The sequence below is a fragment of the Streptomyces sp. NBC_01267 genome (genome assembly GCF_036241575.1).
GTDB lineage: Bacteria > Actinomycetota > Actinomycetes > Streptomycetales > Streptomycetaceae > Streptomyces.
On the sequence record NZ_CP108455.1, the window covers coordinates 7,455,990 to 7,475,832 of the forward strand.

19 protein-coding genes are annotated in these 19,843 nt (G+C 69.5%); 7 read left to right on the forward strand and 12 right to left on the reverse strand.

Features of this window, described 5'->3' with window-relative positions; all coding sequences use genetic code 11:
• Positions 1-25: 25 nt before the first annotated feature.
• The 3 genes from OG709_RS33180 to OG709_RS33190 are packed head-to-tail and all read right to left on the reverse strand — an operon-like array spanning position 26 to position 1,984.
• A complete protein-coding gene (locus tag OG709_RS33180; RefSeq protein WP_250301637.1) occupies positions 26-235 on the reverse strand; it encodes an aroma-sacti cluster domain-containing protein in 210 nt (69 codons plus the stop codon).
• On the reverse strand, positions 216-920 hold the full coding sequence (locus OG709_RS33185; protein ID WP_266645573.1) for an iron-containing redox enzyme family protein: 705 nt from the start codon (positions 918-920) through the stop codon (positions 216-218). The genes OG709_RS33180 and OG709_RS33185 overlap by 20 nt, the downstream gene beginning before the upstream one ends.
• Positions 917-1,984, reverse strand: a complete 1,068-nt coding sequence (locus tag OG709_RS33190) for a radical SAM protein (RefSeq protein WP_266645571.1) — start codon at positions 1,982-1,984, stop codon at positions 917-919. Before OG709_RS33190 ends, OG709_RS33185 begins: the two co-directional genes overlap by 4 nt.
• 407 nt (positions 1,985-2,391) lie before the next feature.
• On the opposite strand from OG709_RS33190, the gene OG709_RS33195 reads away from it, so the two are divergent.
• A complete protein-coding gene (locus OG709_RS33195) occupies positions 2,392-4,299 on the forward strand; it encodes an AfsR/SARP family transcriptional regulator (protein ID WP_329168792.1) in 1,908 nt (635 codons plus the stop codon).
• Positions 4,300-4,348: 49 nt separating this feature from the next.
• Here OG709_RS33195 and OG709_RS33200 read toward each other — a convergent pair whose 3' ends face one another.
• A complete protein-coding gene (locus tag OG709_RS33200) occupies positions 4,349-5,302 on the reverse strand; it encodes a helix-turn-helix transcriptional regulator (RefSeq protein WP_250301633.1) in 954 nt (317 codons plus the stop codon).
• 208 nt (positions 5,303-5,510) lie between these two features.
• Between OG709_RS33200 and OG709_RS33205 the strand changes: the two genes are divergently transcribed.
• Positions 5,511-5,699, forward strand: coding sequence for a hypothetical protein (locus OG709_RS33205; RefSeq protein WP_326693540.1), 189 nt, complete (start codon positions 5,511-5,513; stop codon positions 5,697-5,699).
• Between the two features lie 503 nt (positions 5,700-6,202).
• Here the strand turns inward: OG709_RS33205 and OG709_RS33210 are convergent.
• Positions 6,203-7,357 carry an oxygenase MpaB family protein gene (locus OG709_RS33210; RefSeq protein ID WP_329168794.1) on the reverse strand — a complete coding sequence of 385 codons (1,155 nt, stop codon included), beginning with the start codon at positions 7,355-7,357 and terminating at the stop codon, positions 6,203-6,205.
• Between the two features lie 71 nt (positions 7,358-7,428).
• Here OG709_RS33210 and OG709_RS33215 point away from each other — a divergent pair, with 71 nt between their 5' ends.
• Together OG709_RS33215 and OG709_RS33220 are read left to right on the forward strand one after the other, a co-directional pair.
• Positions 7,429-7,614, forward strand: coding sequence for a hypothetical protein (locus OG709_RS33215; protein ID WP_329168796.1), 186 nt, complete (start codon positions 7,429-7,431; stop codon positions 7,612-7,614).
• A 271-nt stretch (positions 7,615-7,885) separates the two neighbouring features.
• On the forward strand, positions 7,886-11,845 hold the full coding sequence (locus OG709_RS33220) for an endo-alpha-N-acetylgalactosaminidase family protein (RefSeq protein WP_329168797.1): 3,960 nt from the start codon (positions 7,886-7,888) through the stop codon (positions 11,843-11,845).
• Positions 11,846-11,991: 146 nt separating this feature from the next.
• Here the strand turns inward: OG709_RS33220 and OG709_RS33225 are convergent, their stop codons facing one another.
• The 4 genes from OG709_RS33225 to OG709_RS33240 all read right to left on the reverse strand — a co-directional run bounded on the left by OG709_RS33225 (position 11,992) and on the right by OG709_RS33240 (position 14,917).
• Positions 11,992-13,020 (reverse strand): NAD(P)/FAD-dependent oxidoreductase, encoded by a 1,029-nt coding sequence (locus OG709_RS33225; protein WP_329168798.1) that lies wholly within the window; start codon positions 13,018-13,020, stop codon positions 11,992-11,994.
• Between the two features lie 72 nt (positions 13,021-13,092).
• Positions 13,093-13,860, reverse strand: a complete 768-nt coding sequence (locus tag OG709_RS33230; RefSeq protein WP_329168800.1) for a transposase — start codon at positions 13,858-13,860, stop codon at positions 13,093-13,095.
• 42 nt (positions 13,861-13,902) lie between these two features.
• Positions 13,903-14,334, reverse strand: coding sequence for a DUF7878 domain-containing protein (locus OG709_RS33235; RefSeq protein WP_329168801.1), 432 nt, complete (start codon positions 14,332-14,334; stop codon positions 13,903-13,905).
• A gap of 367 nt (positions 14,335-14,701) precedes the next feature.
• Positions 14,702-14,917, reverse strand: coding sequence for a DUF6243 family protein (locus OG709_RS33240; protein ID WP_030988248.1), 216 nt, complete (start codon positions 14,915-14,917; stop codon positions 14,702-14,704).
• Between the two features lie 1,184 nt (positions 14,918-16,101).
• Here OG709_RS33240 and OG709_RS33245 point away from each other — a divergent pair.
• On the forward strand, positions 16,102-16,464 hold the full coding sequence (locus tag OG709_RS33245; RefSeq protein ID WP_266645556.1) for a helix-turn-helix domain-containing protein: 363 nt from the start codon (positions 16,102-16,104) through the stop codon (positions 16,462-16,464).
• An 87-nt stretch (positions 16,465-16,551) separates the two neighbouring features.
• Here OG709_RS33245 and OG709_RS33250 read toward each other — a convergent pair whose 3' ends face one another.
• A complete protein-coding gene (locus OG709_RS33250) occupies positions 16,552-17,256 on the reverse strand; it encodes a helix-turn-helix domain-containing protein (protein WP_266646220.1) in 705 nt (234 codons plus the stop codon).
• Positions 17,257-17,591: 335 nt separating this feature from the next.
• On the opposite strand from OG709_RS33250, the gene OG709_RS33255 reads away from it, so the two are divergent.
• Positions 17,592-17,894, forward strand: coding sequence for a universal stress protein (locus tag OG709_RS33255; protein WP_329168807.1), 303 nt, complete (start codon positions 17,592-17,594; stop codon positions 17,892-17,894).
• Positions 17,831-18,496: a universal stress protein gene (locus OG709_RS33260; RefSeq protein ID WP_329169255.1), complete on the forward strand. Its 666-nt coding sequence runs from the start codon at positions 17,831-17,833 to the stop codon at positions 18,494-18,496. Before OG709_RS33255 ends, OG709_RS33260 begins: the two co-directional genes overlap by 64 nt.
• Before the next feature lie 114 nt (positions 18,497-18,610).
• On the opposite strand, the gene OG709_RS33265 is transcribed toward OG709_RS33260, so the two are convergent.
• Both OG709_RS33265 and OG709_RS33270 read right to left on the reverse strand, forming a co-directional pair.
• A complete protein-coding gene (locus OG709_RS33265) occupies positions 18,611-18,895 on the reverse strand; it encodes a DUF1876 domain-containing protein (RefSeq protein ID WP_266645552.1) in 285 nt (94 codons plus the stop codon).
• 26 nt (positions 18,896-18,921) lie between these two features.
• A complete protein-coding gene (locus tag OG709_RS33270; protein ID WP_329168809.1) occupies positions 18,922-19,830 on the reverse strand; it encodes a universal stress protein in 909 nt (302 codons plus the stop codon).
• Positions 19,831-19,843: the final 13 nt, after the last annotated feature.

Below are 19,843 nucleotides of genomic sequence, written 5' to 3' on the forward strand. Positions count from 1 at the left end.
CACCTCGTCCGTGCGGTCCCGGTCATCAGAACAGTGCTCCGCCGGCGATCTCACTGTGCGCCTGTACCTCCGGCTCGGCCGCGTCGAGCCGCTCCTTCAGACCCAGGAGCAGGGTCAGTTCCTCCGCGCTGAGGTCCTGAAGCACCTCCCGTTGTTCGGGGGAGAGGCTGTGCAGCGGGAACCCGGCGTCCTCCAGCGCGTGGAGGCAATCGCGATCAGGTGCGGGGTCGTTCATGAGCGCCCTCCCGTACGGTTGGTGCCGCGGCGATGCGGTCGAACAACTCGGTGAGAGCGGCGACCGTGTGCAGTGCGCTGACGGCGACCAGGGAGCGCTGCGCGGCGTCCAGAGGCAGCCGGTCGAGCAGCCGGTCCAGGTCCGCACCGTGTCCGTCGTCGAGGTCCGCGTGAAGGCGCACGGTCTCGAACGCAGCCTGTGGCAGCCCCGTCTCGCGCTCCAGCCGCCCGGCCAGGCCCGGCGCCGGCGCGTTGCCCTCCAGTACCGCGATGTAGCCGAGCAGGGCCACCGGATGGCTGTGTTCGAGCCAGTAGTACTGCGCGCCCACCAGGGCGGCGACGTGGGCCGGCGGGACGGCGCAGGTCAGCTCGCCGGGGGCCGTGCCGGTCGCTGCGGCGTCGGCGAGGAGCCAGTCGTCATGGCCCCGTTCCTCCTCGGCGTGGGCCCGCAGGTACCGCGTGAGCAGCGGCGCCACCGGGTCCTGCGACAGCGCCTCGCACCGTGCGGCGGCCCGCTCCATCAGCGGAACGGAAGCACGGATCACCTGGTGCATGGCGCACAGATAGTGCCGGTAGCGGCCCGGGAGCCCGGAATCGGAGCGCCAGACGCGGGCGGCGGAGGCCCGCAGGACGGGTTGCACGAGGGAAAGTTCGAGTCGCAGGCTCGCGACGGCCGACGGGCTCACGCGGGAACCTCCTCGTCCCCGCGACCGCCGAGCAGCACGAGCGGCGCGTACCGCTCGCTTCCGTACCGTCGCAGCAGGGAAGCGGCCCCCGCATCGCGCTGGAGCCGGGCGCCGAGCGCGTCCATGGCGCCGGCCGCCGGGCGTGAACCGGCGCGTTCGGCCACGTCCAGTGCCGCGGGCCGCCGGGCCAGGCCGCGGCAGTCCGTACAGGACCCGACTCCGGCGGTACGGATGGTGCGCAGCACAGGCGACTCCTCGCAGCGGCGCCGTACCAGCGGCCAGTCGTCCTCCGCGATGTGTCCCAGACGCAGGTGCTCCGGCACCGGGCGGTCGTCCACCACACGCTGGTTGCAGCAGGCCGTGACGGTGCCGTCGAAGGTCACCACCGGCCAGGCCGCCATCGCGCACGGCGCGACGGGTCCCCCGGCGAGAATCTTGTCCGGGGCGGCCTGGAACGGGACCGTTCGGGCGGCTGCCCAGCCGGCCGCCCGCCCCACCGGCCTGACGTGATTGACCAGTACGGCTGCCCGGTCCCGGAATTCGGTCCGTATGGACGTGGTGATGTCCGCGAGATACGGATCGTCGACCGCGTTGCCCACCACGTGAAAGCTCACATCGATTCCGCTTTCCATGATGCGGTGTACCGCGCGAAAGGCCGCCGCGCGAGGTACTTCACGTTCGTGGAACACGTCGATGCTCGCCGAGAAATGGGCGACATGCCGCAACGCGCGCATGATGCGGCCGGGTACCCGGCCTTCGGCCGCGAAGAACATGCCGCTGAGCACCGACGTCCGTGTTCCGGCCGTCGCGGCGAGCGCCGCGAGCTCCTCCACGAGCGCGGGCCGTAGCAGCGGTTCACCGCCCGTGAGCATGAGGACCTCCGGACGGTTCCCGGAGGTGAAGCCGCCGACGAAGCGGCGCAGTGCCTCGGCCGGAGTGTCCTCCCCCCGTGGCCCCGACGAGGTGGAGCAGTGGGCACAGCTGAGCGGGCAGCGCCTGGTCAGGGTGGCGAGGAGCCCGGCAGCCGGTACCGGACGCAGCTCGATGATCTCCGCCAGCCGCATCGCGTCACCTCCGTCCGGTCTGGGATGTGCGGCCCCAGCGTGCGCGGCACCGGTTGGGTCGCGGTTGGCGGGCGGTTCGGGGCCGGTACGCGCCGCAGGGTAGTCAGGCCGTTGGAGGGGGCCGGACACGGCCCGTCGTTTCCTGGCGGTATGTCCGCCTATTTTCCCTATATCCCGGCAGGTGCGTTGCTGCATGCACCTTGAACCATCCTCGGGCCCATGGCCCCGCCACTGACTTGTGAGCATGCTCTGAAGGCCGAAGGAATTCCATCGAATTCTCGAAGTGCTCACGGCTCCTTGCGGATTCGCTCACCCCCCGACCGCTCTTCGGAGGCTTTAGTGTACGGAATTGCATTCACTCTCCAGAATTCCGACGACACCGGCTGGGGAAGGGGTTGACGAGGGAAATGGTAGATTCCCTCACAGATTCCCTCACAGAAACCCGCAACAGGGAGTCGGAATCCGGAACCGCGCGAGAGTCCGCCTGCGGAGGCGGCAGCGGGTGCAGCACCGGCGCCGCCCTTCTGCGACTGACCCTCCTCGGCCCCCTGCGAGCCTCCCGCGGCGGTCTGCCGCTGCCGCTCGGTCCGCTGAAGCAGCGCCTTGTCCTGGCGGTCCTGCTCACCCGTCCGAACACACCGGTGTCGCTGGAGGAACTGACCGACGCCGTCTGGCCGGACGATCCGCCCCGCACGGCCCGCAAGAACCTTCAGGTGTACGTCTCGACGCTGCGCCGGGTGCTCGACCCCGACGACCTCGGCCGACTGCACCACGGTCCCGGCGGCTACGTCCTGCACCTCACCGCGGACGAATGCGACACCCTGCGCTTCGAGGAACTGGCCCGGCGCGGCGACGCCGAGGTGCGCGCGGGCGCGCCGAGCCGCGCGGCCCGGACCTACCGTCAGGCGCTGGACCTGTGGCAGTACGACCCCTTCAGTGACCTCGCCGCCTACGCCGAGGTGCTGCGCGCCGCCGCCGAACGGCAGCACGCCCGGCGGCTGGCCGTCTACGAAGCATGGGCGGAAGCGCAGTTGGAGACCGGCGACCCGGCCCCGGTCGCGGACACCGCTGACGAGATGGTCAGGCGCCACCCGCTGCGGGAGCGCCTGCGCGCCGCCCAGCTCACCGCACTGCACCAGGTCGGCCGCAGAACGGAGGCGTTGTCCGCCTACGACGACTGCCGTCAGCAGCTCTCCCGGGAACTGGGCCTGGAACCCGGTGCGGCGCTGCAGGGTGCCTACCGCTCCTTGCTGGAGGACGTGGCCCTGCCCCGGCCGCGCGGCGGCCCCATCGGGTCACGACTGCTCCCGCCGGAGCTCGCCGACTTCACCGGGCGCACGCGAGAGCTGGAGTCCGTCAGCGCACAGCTGGGCCGTGAGGGCGGCCCCCCGGTGCTTCTCACCGGCCCGGCCGGCGTCGGCAAGACGGCCTTCGCCGTGCACCTCGCGCATCGCCTCGCCGCGCGCTATCCCGACGGGGTGGTCACCACCCGGCTGTGTGCCGAGGACGGCTCGACGCGCCCGTGGGTGTCGGTGCTGGCCGAGCTGGCCCGATCCCTGGGATGTGCCGAGAGACTGCCCGCCGACCGGGAGGAGGCCGCCACCGTGTGGCGCTCCTGGCTGTCCGGGCGCCGGATCCTGCTGCTCCTGGACGACGCGCCGGACGCCACCGCCCTCGGCCCGCTGCTGCCCCCGTCGGGCGCCGCCGCCGCACTGGTCACCTCCAGGAGCCGGCTGTCCTGTCTGGAGTCCGCGCACCGGATCGAACTCCCGCCGCTCTCCGCAGAGGAGGCCCTGGACCTGCTCGGCGGAATCATCGGGCGGCCCCGGCTGGCTGCCGAGCACTCCGCCGCCGCACGTATTGCCGGCGCCACCGGGCTCCTCCCGTTCGCTCTGCGAGCAGCCGGGAACCGTCTGTCCGTGCTGCGCCACATGACGCTCGGGCAGTACGCGGACCGTCTCGAACATCCTCTGGAGGCCTTGGACGAACTCGCGTCGGGCGGCCTCGGTGTCCGTGCCCGGCTCGCCGGGACGTGGGCGCGTCTGCCCGCTCCCGCCCGCGACACCTTGCACGCACTGGCCGCTCTGGCGGACCCTTCCTTCACCCTCCCCACCGCCGCCGGAGCCCTGGGGCTGGACGGCCGGGACGCGCAGCGTGCTCTGGAGAACCTGATCGACGTCGGCGTCCTGTCTCCACCGTCCCTGCCCGAGGTGACCGCGCACATGGCGGCCCCGGAGGCGGTGTGCTACGAACTGCCCTGGCTGACCCTGCTGTTCGCGCGGGAGCAGGCTGCCGCGTCGGGAACGCGGTGTTAGGCCGTGTCCGGCCGCCCACGGCTGCCGGACACCGTTCGAGGCGGGGCGTTCAGGTTCCGCCTGCCGCCGCGGACGCGGGACCGGAGGACTGCACCCGAGCCAGATACCCGGCCTGGAAGCGGCTGGCCGCACCGAGTTGCTCCATGATCTTGGCAATGTGCTTGCGGCAGGTGCGCAGCGACATCCCCAGCCGCCGGGCCACCATCTCGTCCTTCATGCCCTCCGCCAGCAGCCGCACGATGGCCTGCTTCACCTCGTCCCGCGCCGAACTCTCCGTCCAGGCCGGGTGGTAGGGATCGGCCAGCGACCAGGCGTGATCGAATGTCGCGCACAGATACGTGACCGTGGACGGCTCCTGGATGACGATGGCCGCGTCCAGGTCGTCCTGGTGCGGTATGAACACCGTCTCCGCGTCGAAGGCGACCATACGGCCGAACAGTTCGCTCAGCGTCCTGATCTCGGCGCCCTCGTCGGTCATCCGCCGCGCGTACTCCTGAGTGGGCAAGTGGTAGCGGGCGGTGTGCTGGTACAGCGTGCGCATCCGCACCCCTCGGCGCAGCATGTCCCGGTCCCGTACGAACGCCTGCTCGAGCAGTGCCGGGGAGCGGCCCCCGCCGGGGTGGCACGTACGGACCTCCTTCCGGCACCGCATGGTCGCCTCGGTGATCATTCCCACGACGGTCTTCAGGTCCGTGATCTCGGTCAGCGGCGTCCGTCCCTGGCACTGCCGTCGGCCCTCCGCGTAGAAGGGCGTCAGAAGGGTGAGCTCGGCCCGCAGCCGGTCGATCTCGGCGAGCTGCCGGCGCAGTCCCGCCTCCTTCGGCGCGACCAGCGCGGCGAGGGCCGCGTCCGGGGCCACTGCCACCAACTGGCCCGGATTCCCGGGCAGATGCCGCAGCAACAGCAGCTCGATCAGCGTCGCCACCGCCGAGGCCGCGCAGCTCTCCGGCAGCCCGAGTGCCGATCCCAACGTCGTGGCGTCGCACGGCCCCTGATTGCTCACCCACCGGAACACCTGGACGGCGTCCTCGGACAATTGCCCTTCGGGCGGCGTTTCCCCGGCCGTCTCGCGAAGGCCCGGTCTCTTGCCGTCCTCACCGATGCCGCCCACGCAACCCCCTCATCAGCCGGATGACTCCGGTCCAGCCCGTGCTGATGTCCATTGTTCAGATGTGCGAGGAATATTCCCAGACCGTCTCGGAGGGAATCACATGGAACGGACCAAGGGGGCATTCACCCTGCTCCTCGAACGCTTCGTCCTCCTCGGCAGCAGGGTCCGCGCCTGGCAGCGCCCGGCCGATGGCAACGGGGCGAAGGCCCGCGAGATCCTCGACCAACCTCCGCGACCCGTGCGTGGCGACGACGGCGACTCGCCGACCGTACCCACACCCCACTGGTGACCGGTTCCGGTGGCGGCGGAGCTGCTGCACGAGACCGAGGGACCGCTGATGCGCGAGCCGGTCAGAACTGACGGAATCACGGAGTCCACCGACCTCCGCGAGACAGCAGAACCAGAGGAGATCCGGCACGCGCTGTTGTCGAAGCCGATGCCCCGACCGGTGCGCACCACGGTTGGTGCCGTCGTGGGACGGTTGCTGCGGGATCTCAACGTGGCCGGCCCGCCGCCCGGGTCCTCGGGGCGGCGGGCCGTGCTCAAGGGTGGGTGCGGAGTGCGACATCGCCCTCAGGGGGTGCCGGTGTGGCTGCGACCTCGCACCGACCGGGCAACAGGCCTACCGGTCAGGTGGGTTGCCCGTGCGCATGCGGTCGGCGGACGTGCCGATGAGCCCAGGCCTACGGGTGGGCCTGGGCTGTGGGGGAAATCCTGGGCGGACCGCCCCTCGGTGCCCTTGGCGCCTGTGTTCAGGCGGGGCAACAGTGTTCGGCCACCGGTTACGCGCGGTCAGCGGTTGTCGTCGAGTTCCTGGTGCATCTGGGGCTGGTCGTCCTGGTCGTGGGTCAGCGCGTATCGCTCGGCCTGGTTGAAGGCCTTCGAGGCGATGCCCAGGATCTCCTTGTAGGGGTTGACACCGACGGTGCTCTTCGCGGCGCCACCGAGGAGACCACCGCCTACGCCGCTCACGAGGCCGTGCCCGGCGGCGAGAGGCTGTCCTGCGAGGTCCAGTACGCTGCGCTTGAGGCCGGCCAGATCGGCGTACGGGTCCGTGAGCGCGGTGCGGATCATGGCGACGAATGCGTCGTGCACGCCGGGCGGAAGGAACTTCCGGTAGAACTCGATGGCCTGGTGCGTCATGAACACGCCGTCATCGCTCTTCTGCCATTCCCTGTCGCGCTCGTGGTTCCACAGCCGCTCCGCCTCGTCGGCGTTCTTGGGTACCAGCCATTCCTGCTGGGTGCCCAGGTAGTGGTTGACGTAGTGCCAAGCGCACAGGAATCCGTTGGCATCCTCGCGGGAGACCTCCAGGCCGAGGTTCTTCATCGCCTGGAGGATCTGTGTGCTGAATACGAACGCGGCACCGGTGGTGTACTTCTGCGACACCGGCTCCCCCCACCGGGCGTAGTCCCACACCCCGGACTTCTTGTGCAGTTGCCTCACCGAAGCGTGGACCAGGCGGACCTTGGTCACGTCGGCGGCCAGCGTCCCGTCGCGCAGAGCACCCTTGTTGCCCATGTCGACGAAGAGCCGGGAGGACTGCGACAGCCGCCTGCCCGGTCCGTCCACCCCGCCCAGACGGCCGGTGGAGCGGAGGGTGAAGGCCCCGGTCGGGGAGAGGTAGGTCCCGATCAGACCGACGGTGCCCTGGAGCATGGAGGCCTCGCCGTGGTGGTGGGCGAAGAAGCCTTCGGCCGCCGTGGCGTCCGCGTCGCTCCACTCCGGTGGCGGGGCCGCCGCCTTCTCGAGGAACTCCGCCAGCCGTTTCGGCAGCGTCGGCAGGTCCTGGTCCGGCTTGAGGGAACCGATGGTACGGAACAGGGCGTTCACCCCGTCGATCTCCCGGTTGTCGATCAGCTCGGCCACAAGTTGATCGGCAACGGGATCGCCGACCTTGTTCGCAGCTTCCAGTTCGTCCGCGATCGACGCAGTCGTCAATGCCACAGCAGAATTCCTTTGCTCGAAGACCTGGGAAGGATCACCCGCCGTGATCTTGACTGTCCCGGAATTCGCCGATGACTACCCGTACGAGGGAAACACTCCGCGTGGGCCCGGATCCGATGTTCCCCGGCCCCGAGGCCCAGGTGGACGGACGGCACCCCCTGCCCGTGCCCGGGGACTTCTGTCACGCCCATTTCCCGAAGTCCCCGGAACTCTTCCACCACTTGACGCACCTGGGTGACCAGACTCTCGCCGCCTGAGCCCTGGCGCCGAGGAGAGGAACAGCGTGCCGGGAACGGTGGGAGCTTCCGGCCACTCTCCTTCGGAGTCACGTACAGCGATGGTCGAACGGACTGCACCGGGCAAGCCCCGCACCGGGTCCGCACGGTGCGCCGCGACCGGATGTCGATCCACTTCGTAGCCGGAAAGTCCAAGGGGCTCTGCAGCTCTGTCCATGGTCCGACGGGTCGTCACATCCCAGACTGACCCACGCTTTTGGACCTCATTCCGTCCGCAGGAGGGCACCACCTCATGGACCAGCAGGAATCCACTGACACGGGGCCCAGCCGCCGCACCGTGCTGAGAACCACTGCGGCCGCCGGCGTCGTCACCGGAATCCGGGCATCCGGAGCACTGCCGGCAGCGGCGTCCGACCGCCGCGGCGACCTGGTCTCCGACACCCTGACGGTGACCGTGGATCCCGGCTTTCCCCGGGTCCTCGGCTACCGCTGGACAGCCACCGGGGACACCCTGGGCGGCACCGTCGGGTCGATCCGTACCGTGCGCATCAACGGCAGCGACTACACCCCCGCCGTCACCTCGCAGCTCTCCGCCGGCCGGGCCGCGTACCGGATCTCCGTCCCTGACCTCGACGTCGTCGTGGACGCCGAACTGACCCTGAAGGGCGATGTCCTGCGCTTCAGGGTCGTGCGCATGACGGAGCACGGCGCCACCCGGGTCACCACTTTCGGACTTCCGGGCCTGGGCCTGGTCTCCGCCTCCGCCACCCAACATGCCGCGCTCTCGCACTGCCCCCTGACGTACGGACTGGGTGGGCCCGAGGCCGCCGACGTGTTCGTCAAGGTGGCTGACGCGACCGCCGATTCGACCTGGCGGCGCACCTCCTACGCGATGCTCGACACCGGCCGGCTGGCAGCCGCCGTCGAGTCGTTCACCTGCGCCCAGGACCGGCTGATGTACCGCACCAGCGACATCGAAGGGGTCCACCACACGGAGATCGCGAGCGGTGAATGGGTCTACCGGGGTGCCGACGGCAAGGTCTTCGGGCTGCCCGAGGCCGCGGTCGTCGTCACCGCCGACCGCAACGGAGACGGTGTCGCCGACTGGCAGGACGCTGCCATCGCCTTCCGTACGATCATGCGTAACCCGTACGCGGACGACTGGAGCCGCACCCGGGTGGTGCAGGGCATCGCGATCAACATCGCCAGCAACGCGGACCAGCCCTTCCTCACCACGCTCGACGAGATCCGCCGCACCTATCTGCACACGGACGGGCTGCCGCAGGCGATCCTCCTGAAGGGCTATCAGTCCGAGGGGCACGACAGCGGTCACATGGACTACGCGGGCCACTACAACACCCGGGCCGGCGGCCTGGATGCGCTGCGCACCCTCACCAAGGAGTCCCGCCGGTACAACGCTTCGGTGGGCGTGCACATCAACGCCTGGGAGGAGTACCCGGAATCGCGCAACTTCCGCTGGGACCGCAGCAACGGCGCCTCCGACCTCGGCTGGCGGTGGATGGACCAGTCGTGGCACACCGACACGGTCAAGGACCAGGCGACCGGGGCGTTCGCGCAACGGTTCGCCGGACTCGCCGACGATCTGCCACACCTCGGCTTCGTCTACTCCGACACCTACTGGACCGGCGGCTGGGCCCCCGCCCGCCAGGGACAGGTGATCACTGGTGCGGGGCTGCCGCTCGGAGGTGAGGCGGACGCCCAGTTCGAGCGGGACAGCGTTTTCACGTACGCGGGACAGACCGGCGGTGGCCTCAAGTCGCAGATCATCCGATTCGCACGCAACCACCAGCGGGACGCCTGGAACCGCACCTCCCTGCTGCGCGGGGCGGACAATACCCACTACATGGGCTGGCAGGGCCAGCACAACCTGAAGGACTGGCTGAAGGCCACCTTCACGGTCAACCTTCCGACGAAGTTCCTCCAGCACTTCGAGATCCAGCGGATGGCCGACCACCAGGTCGACCTGACGGGCGGGGTCTCCGTCAGCGACGCGACCGGTACGGCCAGGATCACCTGGAACGGACGGCTGATCGCGGACGGCACGAACGTGTTCCTCCCCTGGGAGCCCACCGAAGAGGCCGATCCGCGGAAGATCTATCACTGGAACCCCTCGGGCGGCGCGACCAGTTGGCAGCTTCCGGCGAAGTGGGCACAGTGCGGGACCGTGGGCCTCTACCGGCTCGGCGAAGACGGCCGCACCCACATCGGCGACCTTCCCGTCACCCGCGGCACCGTCACGGTGACCGCCGACGCGGCCACCGCGTACGTCCTCTACCGCACTGCCCCGTCCCCGCTGCGCGACCCCGACTACGGCAAGGGCGGCCTCCTCGCCAACCCCTCCTTCACCAGTCGTACCACCGACGGCTGGACCGTGCCCGACTCCGGCCAGGTCGGTGTCACGGACGACGGCAACGGCCTCCCGTATCTGCGGATCACCGCGACCGGCGCCCGCACCGCCGCCCAGCGCGTCACCCGCCTGACGCCCGGCACCTACTCCGCCTCGGTCTGGGTGCGCATCACAGGTACCCGCACGGCCAGCCTCACCTTCAGCGGCCACGGCGGCCCGGACGCCACCGTCCGGGCCACGACCTCACCTCTGCCCCACAAGGTCAACAACGCCCGCCGGTACGGCACTTCGTTCCAGCGAATGAAGGTTCTGTTCACCGTTCCCAGGCATGGCAGGGGCACGGCTCTGTTCACCCTGTCCGCCGACGCGGGCGCCGAGGGCACCCGGGTGGAGTTCGCCGACGCACGGGTGGTGGCGAACGAGGGCGCCGATCCGGCGTACGGCGGCCACTGGTTCGCCGAGGACTTCGAGCATGTGGACGAGGGCTGGGGCCCGTTCGTCTACACGGGCGATGGCGACGGCGGCCGTACCCACCTCTCCGAGACCCACGAGAACTACACCCGTGACACCATCGGAGGCCGCTTCTCCCTCAAGACCCTCTCCGACAGCACAGGGCTCGTCTACCGCACCATGCCCCAGACCCTGCGCTTCGCCCCGGGGCGCGCCTACCGCATCCGCTTCTCCTACCAGGCGGACCCCGGATCGGATTACCGCGCCGTTGTCGGCCGGGACGGCGGCTCAGCTGTCACCGAGGACCTGCTGCCACCCACGACCACCCGCCCCCTCGACTCGGCGCCTCCCCACACCCTTCCCGTGCCCGCTGGTTGGGACGACAGCCTGCCGCCGCAGCATTCGGCTCCGCACCGGGTGTACGAACAGACCGTGACCACCGGCGAGGCCGGATGCGGTGACATGTGGCTCGGCATCAAGCACAACCGGGGCGACGCCTTCGTCCTGGACGACCTGGTCGTCGACGACCTGGGCCCGGCCGGCCCGGGCGCCGTCTGCCCCACCGCACCGCCCGCCCGGGTCGACATCGCCCCGGCCCTCTACGCGCGCTCCACCCCCGGCACGGTGAAGGTGACCTTCACCAACAGCACCGGCGCCGCACTTCCCGGTGTAGTCCTCACCGTGGACGCCCCCGAGGACTGGCGGGTCACCCCGGACCGGCAGTCCCCGGACACCGTGGCCGACGGGGCCACCGTCACCGCCGAGTTCACGGTCACCCCGCCCGCCGCCGACGCCGCGGAGTCCGCGGGCGCCGTACGGGCCCGCGCCACCTACCCACTCGCCTCGGGCACCGCCGTCACCACTGCGGCCGTTCCGGCGACCCTGCCGCTGGCCCGGCTCTCCGATGCGTACAACAACACCATGATCGCCCGCGACGCCCATCCGGCCGAGGGTTCGTTCGACAGCGGCAACAGCTACTCCGCCGAGGCACTCGCTGCGGCCGGAGCCGCACCGGGCGCCCAACTCACCGTCGACGGAATGTCCTTCACGCTCCCCGACTACGGTCCGGGCCGACAGGACAACGCCACGGGCGGCGCGGAAATCGCGCTGAGCGGCCGCGCCCGCGAGATCGGCTTCCTCGGTGCCTCGGCGGGCGGCATCACCGGCCAGGTCGCTGTCCACTACACGGACGGCACCACCGACACGGCGAACCTGTATCTGCCCAACTGGGTGACGGACGACCCCACGGCCAACGGCGCCCGCATCGCCGTCACCACCGACCACCGGGTCACCCCGTCGGGCCCCGCCAACTACGGCCTCAACTACCGCCTCTACGTCAACACCGTGCCCGCGAACCCTGACAAGGAGCTCCGCTCCCTGACCCTTCCGTCCCAGTCCTCGCTGCACATCCTCGCCCTGACCCCACGCAGCTGACCCGACGAACACCCGGAGGCCGGCCCCACCTGGACCGGCCTCCACCTGCTCACCCACCCGAGCCCGTGCCTTACGGGGGCCGGTCCGGAGGAATGCTGGGACGAGACGCCACCTTCATCGCACGAGCGCAAGGAGTGCCCTCACCATCAGAAGCGATCTGGGCGGCAACCTGCCAGAGCCGACTCGACGGTTCCGTCGACCAACTCCCGTGCGACCAAGCGGCCCACGGCCGGGGCGAGCGTGACTGCGGAGTGCATCACTGCCACGTAGAGGCCGGGGACCTCGACGACCGGGCCGACGATCGGCTCACCGTCGGCCGGCATCGGACGCGCGCCGAGTCGGGTGCTGAGCAACTCGACGCTCCCGGCGCCATGGAAAGTGGACCGGACGGCGGCAAGGGTCCGTTCGGGCGTGTCCGCGGCGGCGATCAGCCGGTCCGGGGCGACCTGCCGGAGATCGAAGTCCTCGGTGTTGACCACGGTGCGGACCAGACCGGCCGGGGCGCTGAGCCGGAACAGCGGTGACGGTGACGGTTCGACCGGGACGCGTACGCCGAGCGGTGTGCCCAGCGCGGCCGTGGCAACTCCGGCCGCCAGCACCACCGTCGCACCGGAGAGGGGGCCTGCTGTCGTCTCAACCCCGGCAATTCGGCCTGCTGTATCCCGGCGGACCGCGGTAACCGGCGTGTCCAGATGTACCCGGGCTCCATGGGCGCGAGCGCCCGCGACCAGCCGCTCGGTCACGCCTACCGAATCAACAGCGCCGTCCTCCGGCGCCCAGACAGCCCACTCCGGAGGCTGCCGAAGGGCGGGCTCCAGCGTCTCTACAGTGGCCGCGTCCACGATCGTCTGCCCGGGTCCGGCTTCCGGCGGACTGTCCTCCCTGTTCCAGCTCAGCGAGCCGGACCAGGTCACAGGGAGTCCCGGCAGCTCGGCCCCGAGCCGGTGGTACTCCGCCGTTGTGGTGGCCCGCAGCCCGGCGGCCGGACCTTTACGCACGCCGGACGCGCCGACCCAGGCGAACGAGTGCGCCGTCACGCCGGCGCCTGGCCGCCCGGCGTCGACCAATGTCACGTTGGCGCCCGCCCGAGCGGCGTGATAGGCCACAGATGCGCCGACAATGCCGGCGCCGACGACGACCAAGTCCCTACTCACCGATGGGCTCAACACGTTCACGACCCTAAGGCTTGTCCCGTAACTGATCTTGGAATGGCTGGGGGCGAGGCCGTCCGGGTTCGGCCCGTTCGCCTATCCGGCGAGGGCGAGGTTGTGCAGGCGGGCGATGCCGCTCATGGCGTGATGGACGCCGTCTCCTCTGAGACGGCAGTCGCGCAGGATCTTCCAGGTCTTCATGCGGGCGAAGACGTGCTCGACGCGGTCACGGACTTGCTTGTGGGACTTGTTGTGTGCCTGCTTCCAGTCGGGCAGGCCCTCGCCTTTGCGGCGCCGGTGGGGCATCACGAGCCCGGTGCCCGGATAGCCGCCGTCGGCGATCGTCATGGTCTTGCCGACGGCGGCCTTCGCGCCGGACTCCTCCCATGCCTTGCAGTCGTTGCGGTTGCCGGGCAGGGGCCGGCCGACCAGCACGACGAGCCGGGTGTCGGCGTCGATGACCACCTGGTGGTTGGTGGAGTACCGGTAGTTCTTGGACTGCTCGGCGATGGCGTGGTCGCGGGTGGGCACCAGGGTGCCGTCCACGATGAGGACGGTCTCCTTGCGGAACCGCTTGCGGGGCTGGAGCGCGAGCATCGGGCCGAGATGGTCGATGATGCGGTCTGCCGCCGACTTCGAGACCCCGAACAGCTGGGCAAGCTGGCGCATCGTCAAGTTCGTTCGCCAGTACACCACGATCAACAACGCTCGGTCCTCCAGCGGAAGACCCCAAGGCCGCCCCTTGCGGATCGCATCCGCTCCGTCGCGCCGCAGCGCGGTCACCAGCTTGGCGAACTGGCGCGGGCTCAGCCCGGTGAACGGGCCTATACAAGACGGCTCTGACGCCGTGATCACACCAGTCACACCATGATCATTCCAGCCGGTGCCGACCGGACGGAGGACCCGTCAGGCCCCGGAGATGAAGGACGGCTCGATACCCATCGCAGCGACGCCCTCACGCACGGAGCGGTCGAACTCCTTGATCTCCGCTACGAGAACGTCCCAAGCGACGGGCGCGGTCCAGAAGTCGGGGGTCAAGGCGGAGCCAACCCGCCAGCCGTCATCTGAGCCCACGATGCGGATCAGTCCCGCATCCGCCTGCATCGAGTCGAGCTCGAAGCCCTCCTGGCCGACGGCTGGGCTCTGGAGCCAGAGCGCCAGGTGGTACGCCAGTTCAGCCACGGGGAACGCCTTCTCGGACCACACCGCTCTCCCTTCTTCCCAGATGGATAGCTCGGCTTCTATGTCGAGGAGGAGCACTTCCAGGGGAGCCTCGTGCGGGGCGAGACCGCGGCGCGGCAGATCCGGCAGTCCAAAGTTCCGGCAGACGAACCGCACCGCTCGGCCTCCATAAAATCCGAGGCCCACATGTCGAGGCCATCCAAATGCGGACAACCGTACCAAGTTATGCCAGGCACCCCACCCGACGCACCATTTGCGGGACAGCCCTTAGCGTCCGCCTGCGGGCTGACCCGGACCTAATCGAGCCGATTCTCAGGATCGTTCCTGACGAAGAATCGAACGAATCGAATTTCCCTATGTGAACAACGGTGTCCGGGGCGGTAATCGGTGTGGCTCCGGATGCTTCTCGTGTGTTGCGCGGGCTGTTGCGATGCACGCGCAACATCTCCGGGGCGCGGGTACGTGAACGCCGACATGAGCGGCCCGCTGCCGCCGTGCGGTGCCGCCCTGCGGCGGCGTTGCGTCAGCTCTGTGCGGTGTCGTCGCCCGCCTGCCCCGCGCCCTCAGCTGCGCCTGCCTTCTCGCGCATCTTGCGCACCAGCTCCGCCTTCTGGTCGGCTGCGCCCTGGCGGTCGAGGTTGCGGTGCGGTCCGTTGTTCTGCCGTTCGGCGCGGGACAGCCTCTTGCGCTGGCCGCCGCCCATGCCCACGGGGTTGTTGATGTTCTTGCTCACGGTCACGGGTTCTCCCGGTAATGATGTGAAGTGATCTACGGATTCATCGGTGGGGGACGGGCGGCGACGTCGAAGGACGCCAGCAGGGGCCCATCACGCTCTCACTCGTAAATCGGCGTCTGGAAGAACATGACAAACACGTTACCCGGTTCTGTCGGCCCCGCACACCAGCCCTTTCGCCGCCCCGGCGTCGGCCGGGCCTTCGGCGAGCGTCCGGGGCCAGCCGTTTCCTTCCGGGAATCTCAACACCGCCAGCACCCGCGCGAACTGACCGAGGAAACCGGGCTCGACCCGTCTGCGGTCCTTGATCGGTCGGTGCCGGTCGAGCGTGATGTGGGGTGGAGGGGAAGCTGTACAGCGGAACGGAACATTGCTTCGTTGCGCAGTTCGGCGACGAGCAACCATCGCTCGTGCGGACCGGTCCGCTCCCTGATGAACAGGCCGACCTGGACACGCACATCCGGGTGGCGTGGTCGGACGCGCCGACGCGGCACCTGAACTACTTCCGGGCTTGGGGAAGTAGCGAGGGGCGCGGATTCCGCCGGAGCTTCGGGATGGAGTGCGCCAGGTACGTGGACCGCAGGCACACGGCACGCGAATCCTGCCTCCAGGGCGAGGGCCTGGCTGTGAGGCCGGGCCATCGCCGCCGGTGTAGCGGGTCGTCCTTGATCCTTATCGGCTCCCCGCTCGCTGGCGCTCCCGGGCTGATGCGCCAGGGGGCAGGGGTGTCAATCTGCGGGGGTGGAATCGATCATGGCGCGTGTGACGGAGTTGCTCAGCCAGGCGTAGCCGATGTAGATGAGCAGAGCGGCGTTCGGTCCGTAGGCGGGGACCCGAGGCCGCTGCTGAACAGGAATGCCGGGACCAACCGCACTTCTTCTTGTCCAGACCTGTTGCTGCTGCGAGCCGGGCCCCGTCGACGAACGAGTCGGTACTCGCGCATGCGGCCCGGAGCACGATGAGCTGCTCGTCGGAACGCATCTTTGGCGTGGGCGGCAGCCGCTCATCGTGTGCCAGCTGAGTCCGGCCGTGTGCCGTCACCGCTCACCTCCGTTGTGTGTGGTGGTCATGTCTCGGCGGCTCGGACCCGAGCGATGGGGTCGGCCTGGGGGCTGCACACACCCCTGATGCTTAAGTAGCATGTGCGATGTGAGTACGCATCCCGGTGGTCCGTCCGCCAGACTGGCCACGTGCCTGGAGGAACGAGACGTAACAAGAAGCCGTTCGAGTACACGCTCGACGCCCACTGGCCGTACGCGGTGATGGACGGCTACCGGCCTGCGCAGGTCGGTCAGGCAATCGCTCGGGCACTGACGGAAGCAATGGAACGCAGGCAGGTGAGCGCCAATGTGCTCGCCGCCGAAGCCGGGATCAATCGACAGGTCATCGCTAACATCCTGGCGGGCAGGACCTGGCCCGACATGCTGACTGTGGCGAGCCTGGAGGCCGCGCTCGGCGAGATGCTCTGGCCGCAGCACATCGACTGGCCTGCGGACGGTGCAGGTGTGCGACGGCAGCCGATTCCCCCTCAAGGCAGGCGCGGAACGGAATAAACGCAAACGAAGCATCTGCGGAGCGCCCGGGTGATCGCGCTGTGGGAAGGCCGGTTCTGAACTTGGTGAGTTTTGCTCCCGCCCGAGTCAGTACGCTGGTCCGTCGGCTGACGCGATGTCGATTCGGCGGCCCGTTGTGCGGGCGGGCGAGATCGACACCCACAAGCGCCGGTCCCCGCCTGCCCAAGGCGTTGTATAAGCATGCTGGTCCAGGGCCTGGGCCGCCGTGTCGTCGGCGACGGCCCGCGCGGTGCCGACCACGTTGATGCTCCAGCCCTTGCTCATCGCCTCGTCGATGTGATCGACCTCGAAGGCGACCTCGTGATCGACAGCCTCAGCAGCCACTGTCCCCGGAGCAGTCCGATACGCGATTTCACCGTCGATGACAAGGTAATTGACGGGAATCACGGCAGGCCCGTTCCAGGTGGAGACAGCGATCCTGCCGACACCGTGGGTCGAGAGCAGTTCGCCACATTCCTTGCTGCTGAGCATCGTCAACTTTGGACGGTAGGCAGCTTGCCCTGTGCCGGGGGGCAGCTCCGTATCGCTTCCGGTCAGTGCACCGACCGTTGTCTCCAGCGCATCGGCAAGGCTCAGCATGAATCCGATGCTCGGGGTCGCCTGCCGCTCCTCGACGTACTCGACGTAGCTGGGTACGGACCCTGCTCGTTCGGCCAGCGCATCCCGGCTCAGCCCCAACTGCTCCCGGCGTGCCATGACGCGTCTGCCGAGGTCGCTTCGCGGCGCGTGGGCGGTCTGGCCACGCGATGTCTCCCTCGAGTGATCCGGCATGGTGTCCACACATCCTTCGAGCTACGGCACGGGCCCTTGTCCATGTCACACTGCTCGCCCGCTGAGGGGCGACGCATGGGCCGACCGGTTCCGGGGACAGGGCTGACCGGCCCGTAGGCGGGCAACGGGGGAACGGTCATACGTATCCGGTGCCACGCGCACATCTATGAGGAGCTGGGCGAACGTGCCTCGGTACCGCTGTCCGCCGCCTCCGGGACCTTTCGGCCCCCGAGGCGGCCCCGACGGCCCTCGCCGCGCCTGAGCCAGCCTTGGCACCGTAGGAGCAGAAGAGAAGGGGACAACTCCTCAGGGCTATCGGACCAGGAGGCAGAGCCATGAACGGCAGCGCGGCGGACAGCGGCCCGACGGACGGAACGTCGGATGCGCGGAAAGTCCCACCCGTGGTGGTCGGGACCGACGGTTCGGACCATGCCACACGGGCGGTGCTCTGGGCTGCTGACGAGGCTGTCTCGCAGAACCGGCCACTGATCATCGTTTACGCGATCGGTGGGCTGCAACCTCCCTCCCTTGACATCAACGGTATCGACGTCGTTCTCCGTACGGGCCGGAAGCGCTGGACGCGGCGGCGGCACGCGTGGCAGGGGAGCACGCGGGCATTCGCGTCTCCACAGTGCTGAGCCGTGATGAGGCGACGGAGAGTCTGCTGGAGGCCGCTGGAGAGCACGGGACCGTCGTGGTGGGCTCCCGTGGACTGGGCGGATTTTCCGCCCTGCTCGTGGGCTCGGTCGGACTCCGCACCGCCGCGCGCGCGAAGGGCCCGGTGGTCGTGGTGCGGCGGGTCGCAGAGAGCGCCGGCCGAGTCGTGACAGCCGCCGTACGGGACGACAGCGACAGGAGCGCTCTGATGTACGCGGCACGGACCGCGCGGCTGCACGGCGCGTCGCTCCGGGTGGTCAGCGTCTGGTTGTTCTACCAGAACGTGGGGTCCATGGCGACGGTGTTCGACGACCCCAGCGCGGTAGTGGCCGAAGCGGAGAGCAAGGCCACGGCGCGCATGGTGGACCCCGTCCGGGAGGCGTTCCCGGACCTCACGGTCACCGTGGAAACGGTTCGGGCGGCCTCTGTCGCCGGAGCCTTGCTGGAGGCGGCCACGGACGCCGGGCTGCTCGTGGTGGGCGCCCACAAGCCCGCGCACCGCATCGGCCATCCGCTGGGTCAGGTCACGCATGCAGTCCTGCACCACGCACCCTGCCCGGTCGCCGTGATCCCGCGCGGCTGATGTCACGGACCCGCGCGGCTGACGTCACAGAGACGGATCGGCCATCACACGGATCGGCCCTCGCGCGGACGGGTCGGACTGACCGCCGGATCGGCGGTCAGTCCGACCCGGCGGTCACCGGGGCGGATCCGTCGGCGTCGGCCCGGTCAAGTCCACGATGTCGTCCGAGGCGACATCGTGCAGACGCACTGCGAGGTCCTCCAGAGCGCGGCTCGCGGCCAGTTCATCGCCGATCTCGGGGACCGGCCGGTCGATCGGATTCCGGCGGGCGACCCCTCGGCCCACCACGTGTGCGGTGTCGTCACGCCAGGAGTCCTGAGTGGTCAGGACTGCGCGAGCCCGGGTCTCGTCGCCATCCTCGGTGAGGGAGATCTGCGCGTTCCACTGCTTGGCTTTCATAATCGTTCCCTTCGGTGCAGCTCTTTTCACGTTGCTTCCTGATGCTCCGGATACGGACTGCCGGACCATTCCGGGACGACCGCCACGGGGCAGGGGGCGTGGTGCAGCATCGCGTGATTTACGCGCCCGAGCTGCAACCCGATGGCGGCATGGCGACGTCTCGCACCCACTACCAGCAGATCAGTGCCGACCGCCTCCTCCAGGAGCATCTGATGCGCGGTGCCTGCGACGAGTTTTCGCTCGACGGCCACCTCCGGGTAGTCGCCGACGACGACTCCCAGGATCCGGTCCGCGGTTTCTTCCGCCTGCTGCCGGTACGTTCTTGCCTGATCACCTCCGACGTACGGGTAGGGCATGTTCTGGTAGGGCGGGAAGCTCCAGGCGCGCACCGCGACGAGTTCACAGCCTCTGGACCGTGCCTGTTCGAAGGCGAACCGTGCGGCGAGTGTGCTGCCGGTGGTCGACCCGATACCGAGGACGACACGCCCGCGCTTGGGCGGCCCGGCTGACGGCTCCCCTCGCGTCACGACAACCGGGCAGTGTGCACGCGCCGCGACAGCCAGGCTCACGGATCCGAGCAGCATGCCCGCGATCGGACCGTGCCCACGAGGTCCGAGCACGAGAAGCGCGGCCTCGGTGCCCTCCTCCAGGAGCGCCGACACCGGCTCTTCCGCCCGCACATCGGTGGAGACCTCGATGCCTGGCGCAAGCCGATTCGCTCGCTCCTGTGCCGCGGCGACGAGGTTCTCGGCGAAGACCTGCTCGGAGGGGCGGTCCGCCGAGATTCCCGGCCGGACCCCTTCGTAGTGCTCCCACAGGGAGGCATGGACGACTCTCAGGGTCCGGCCGGACCGTTCCGCCTCTGCGGCCCCCCAGTCGACCGCCTGAAGGCTCCCCTGTGATCCGTCCACTCCGACCACCACGGGAAGCTCCATTGCTCCCACCGCC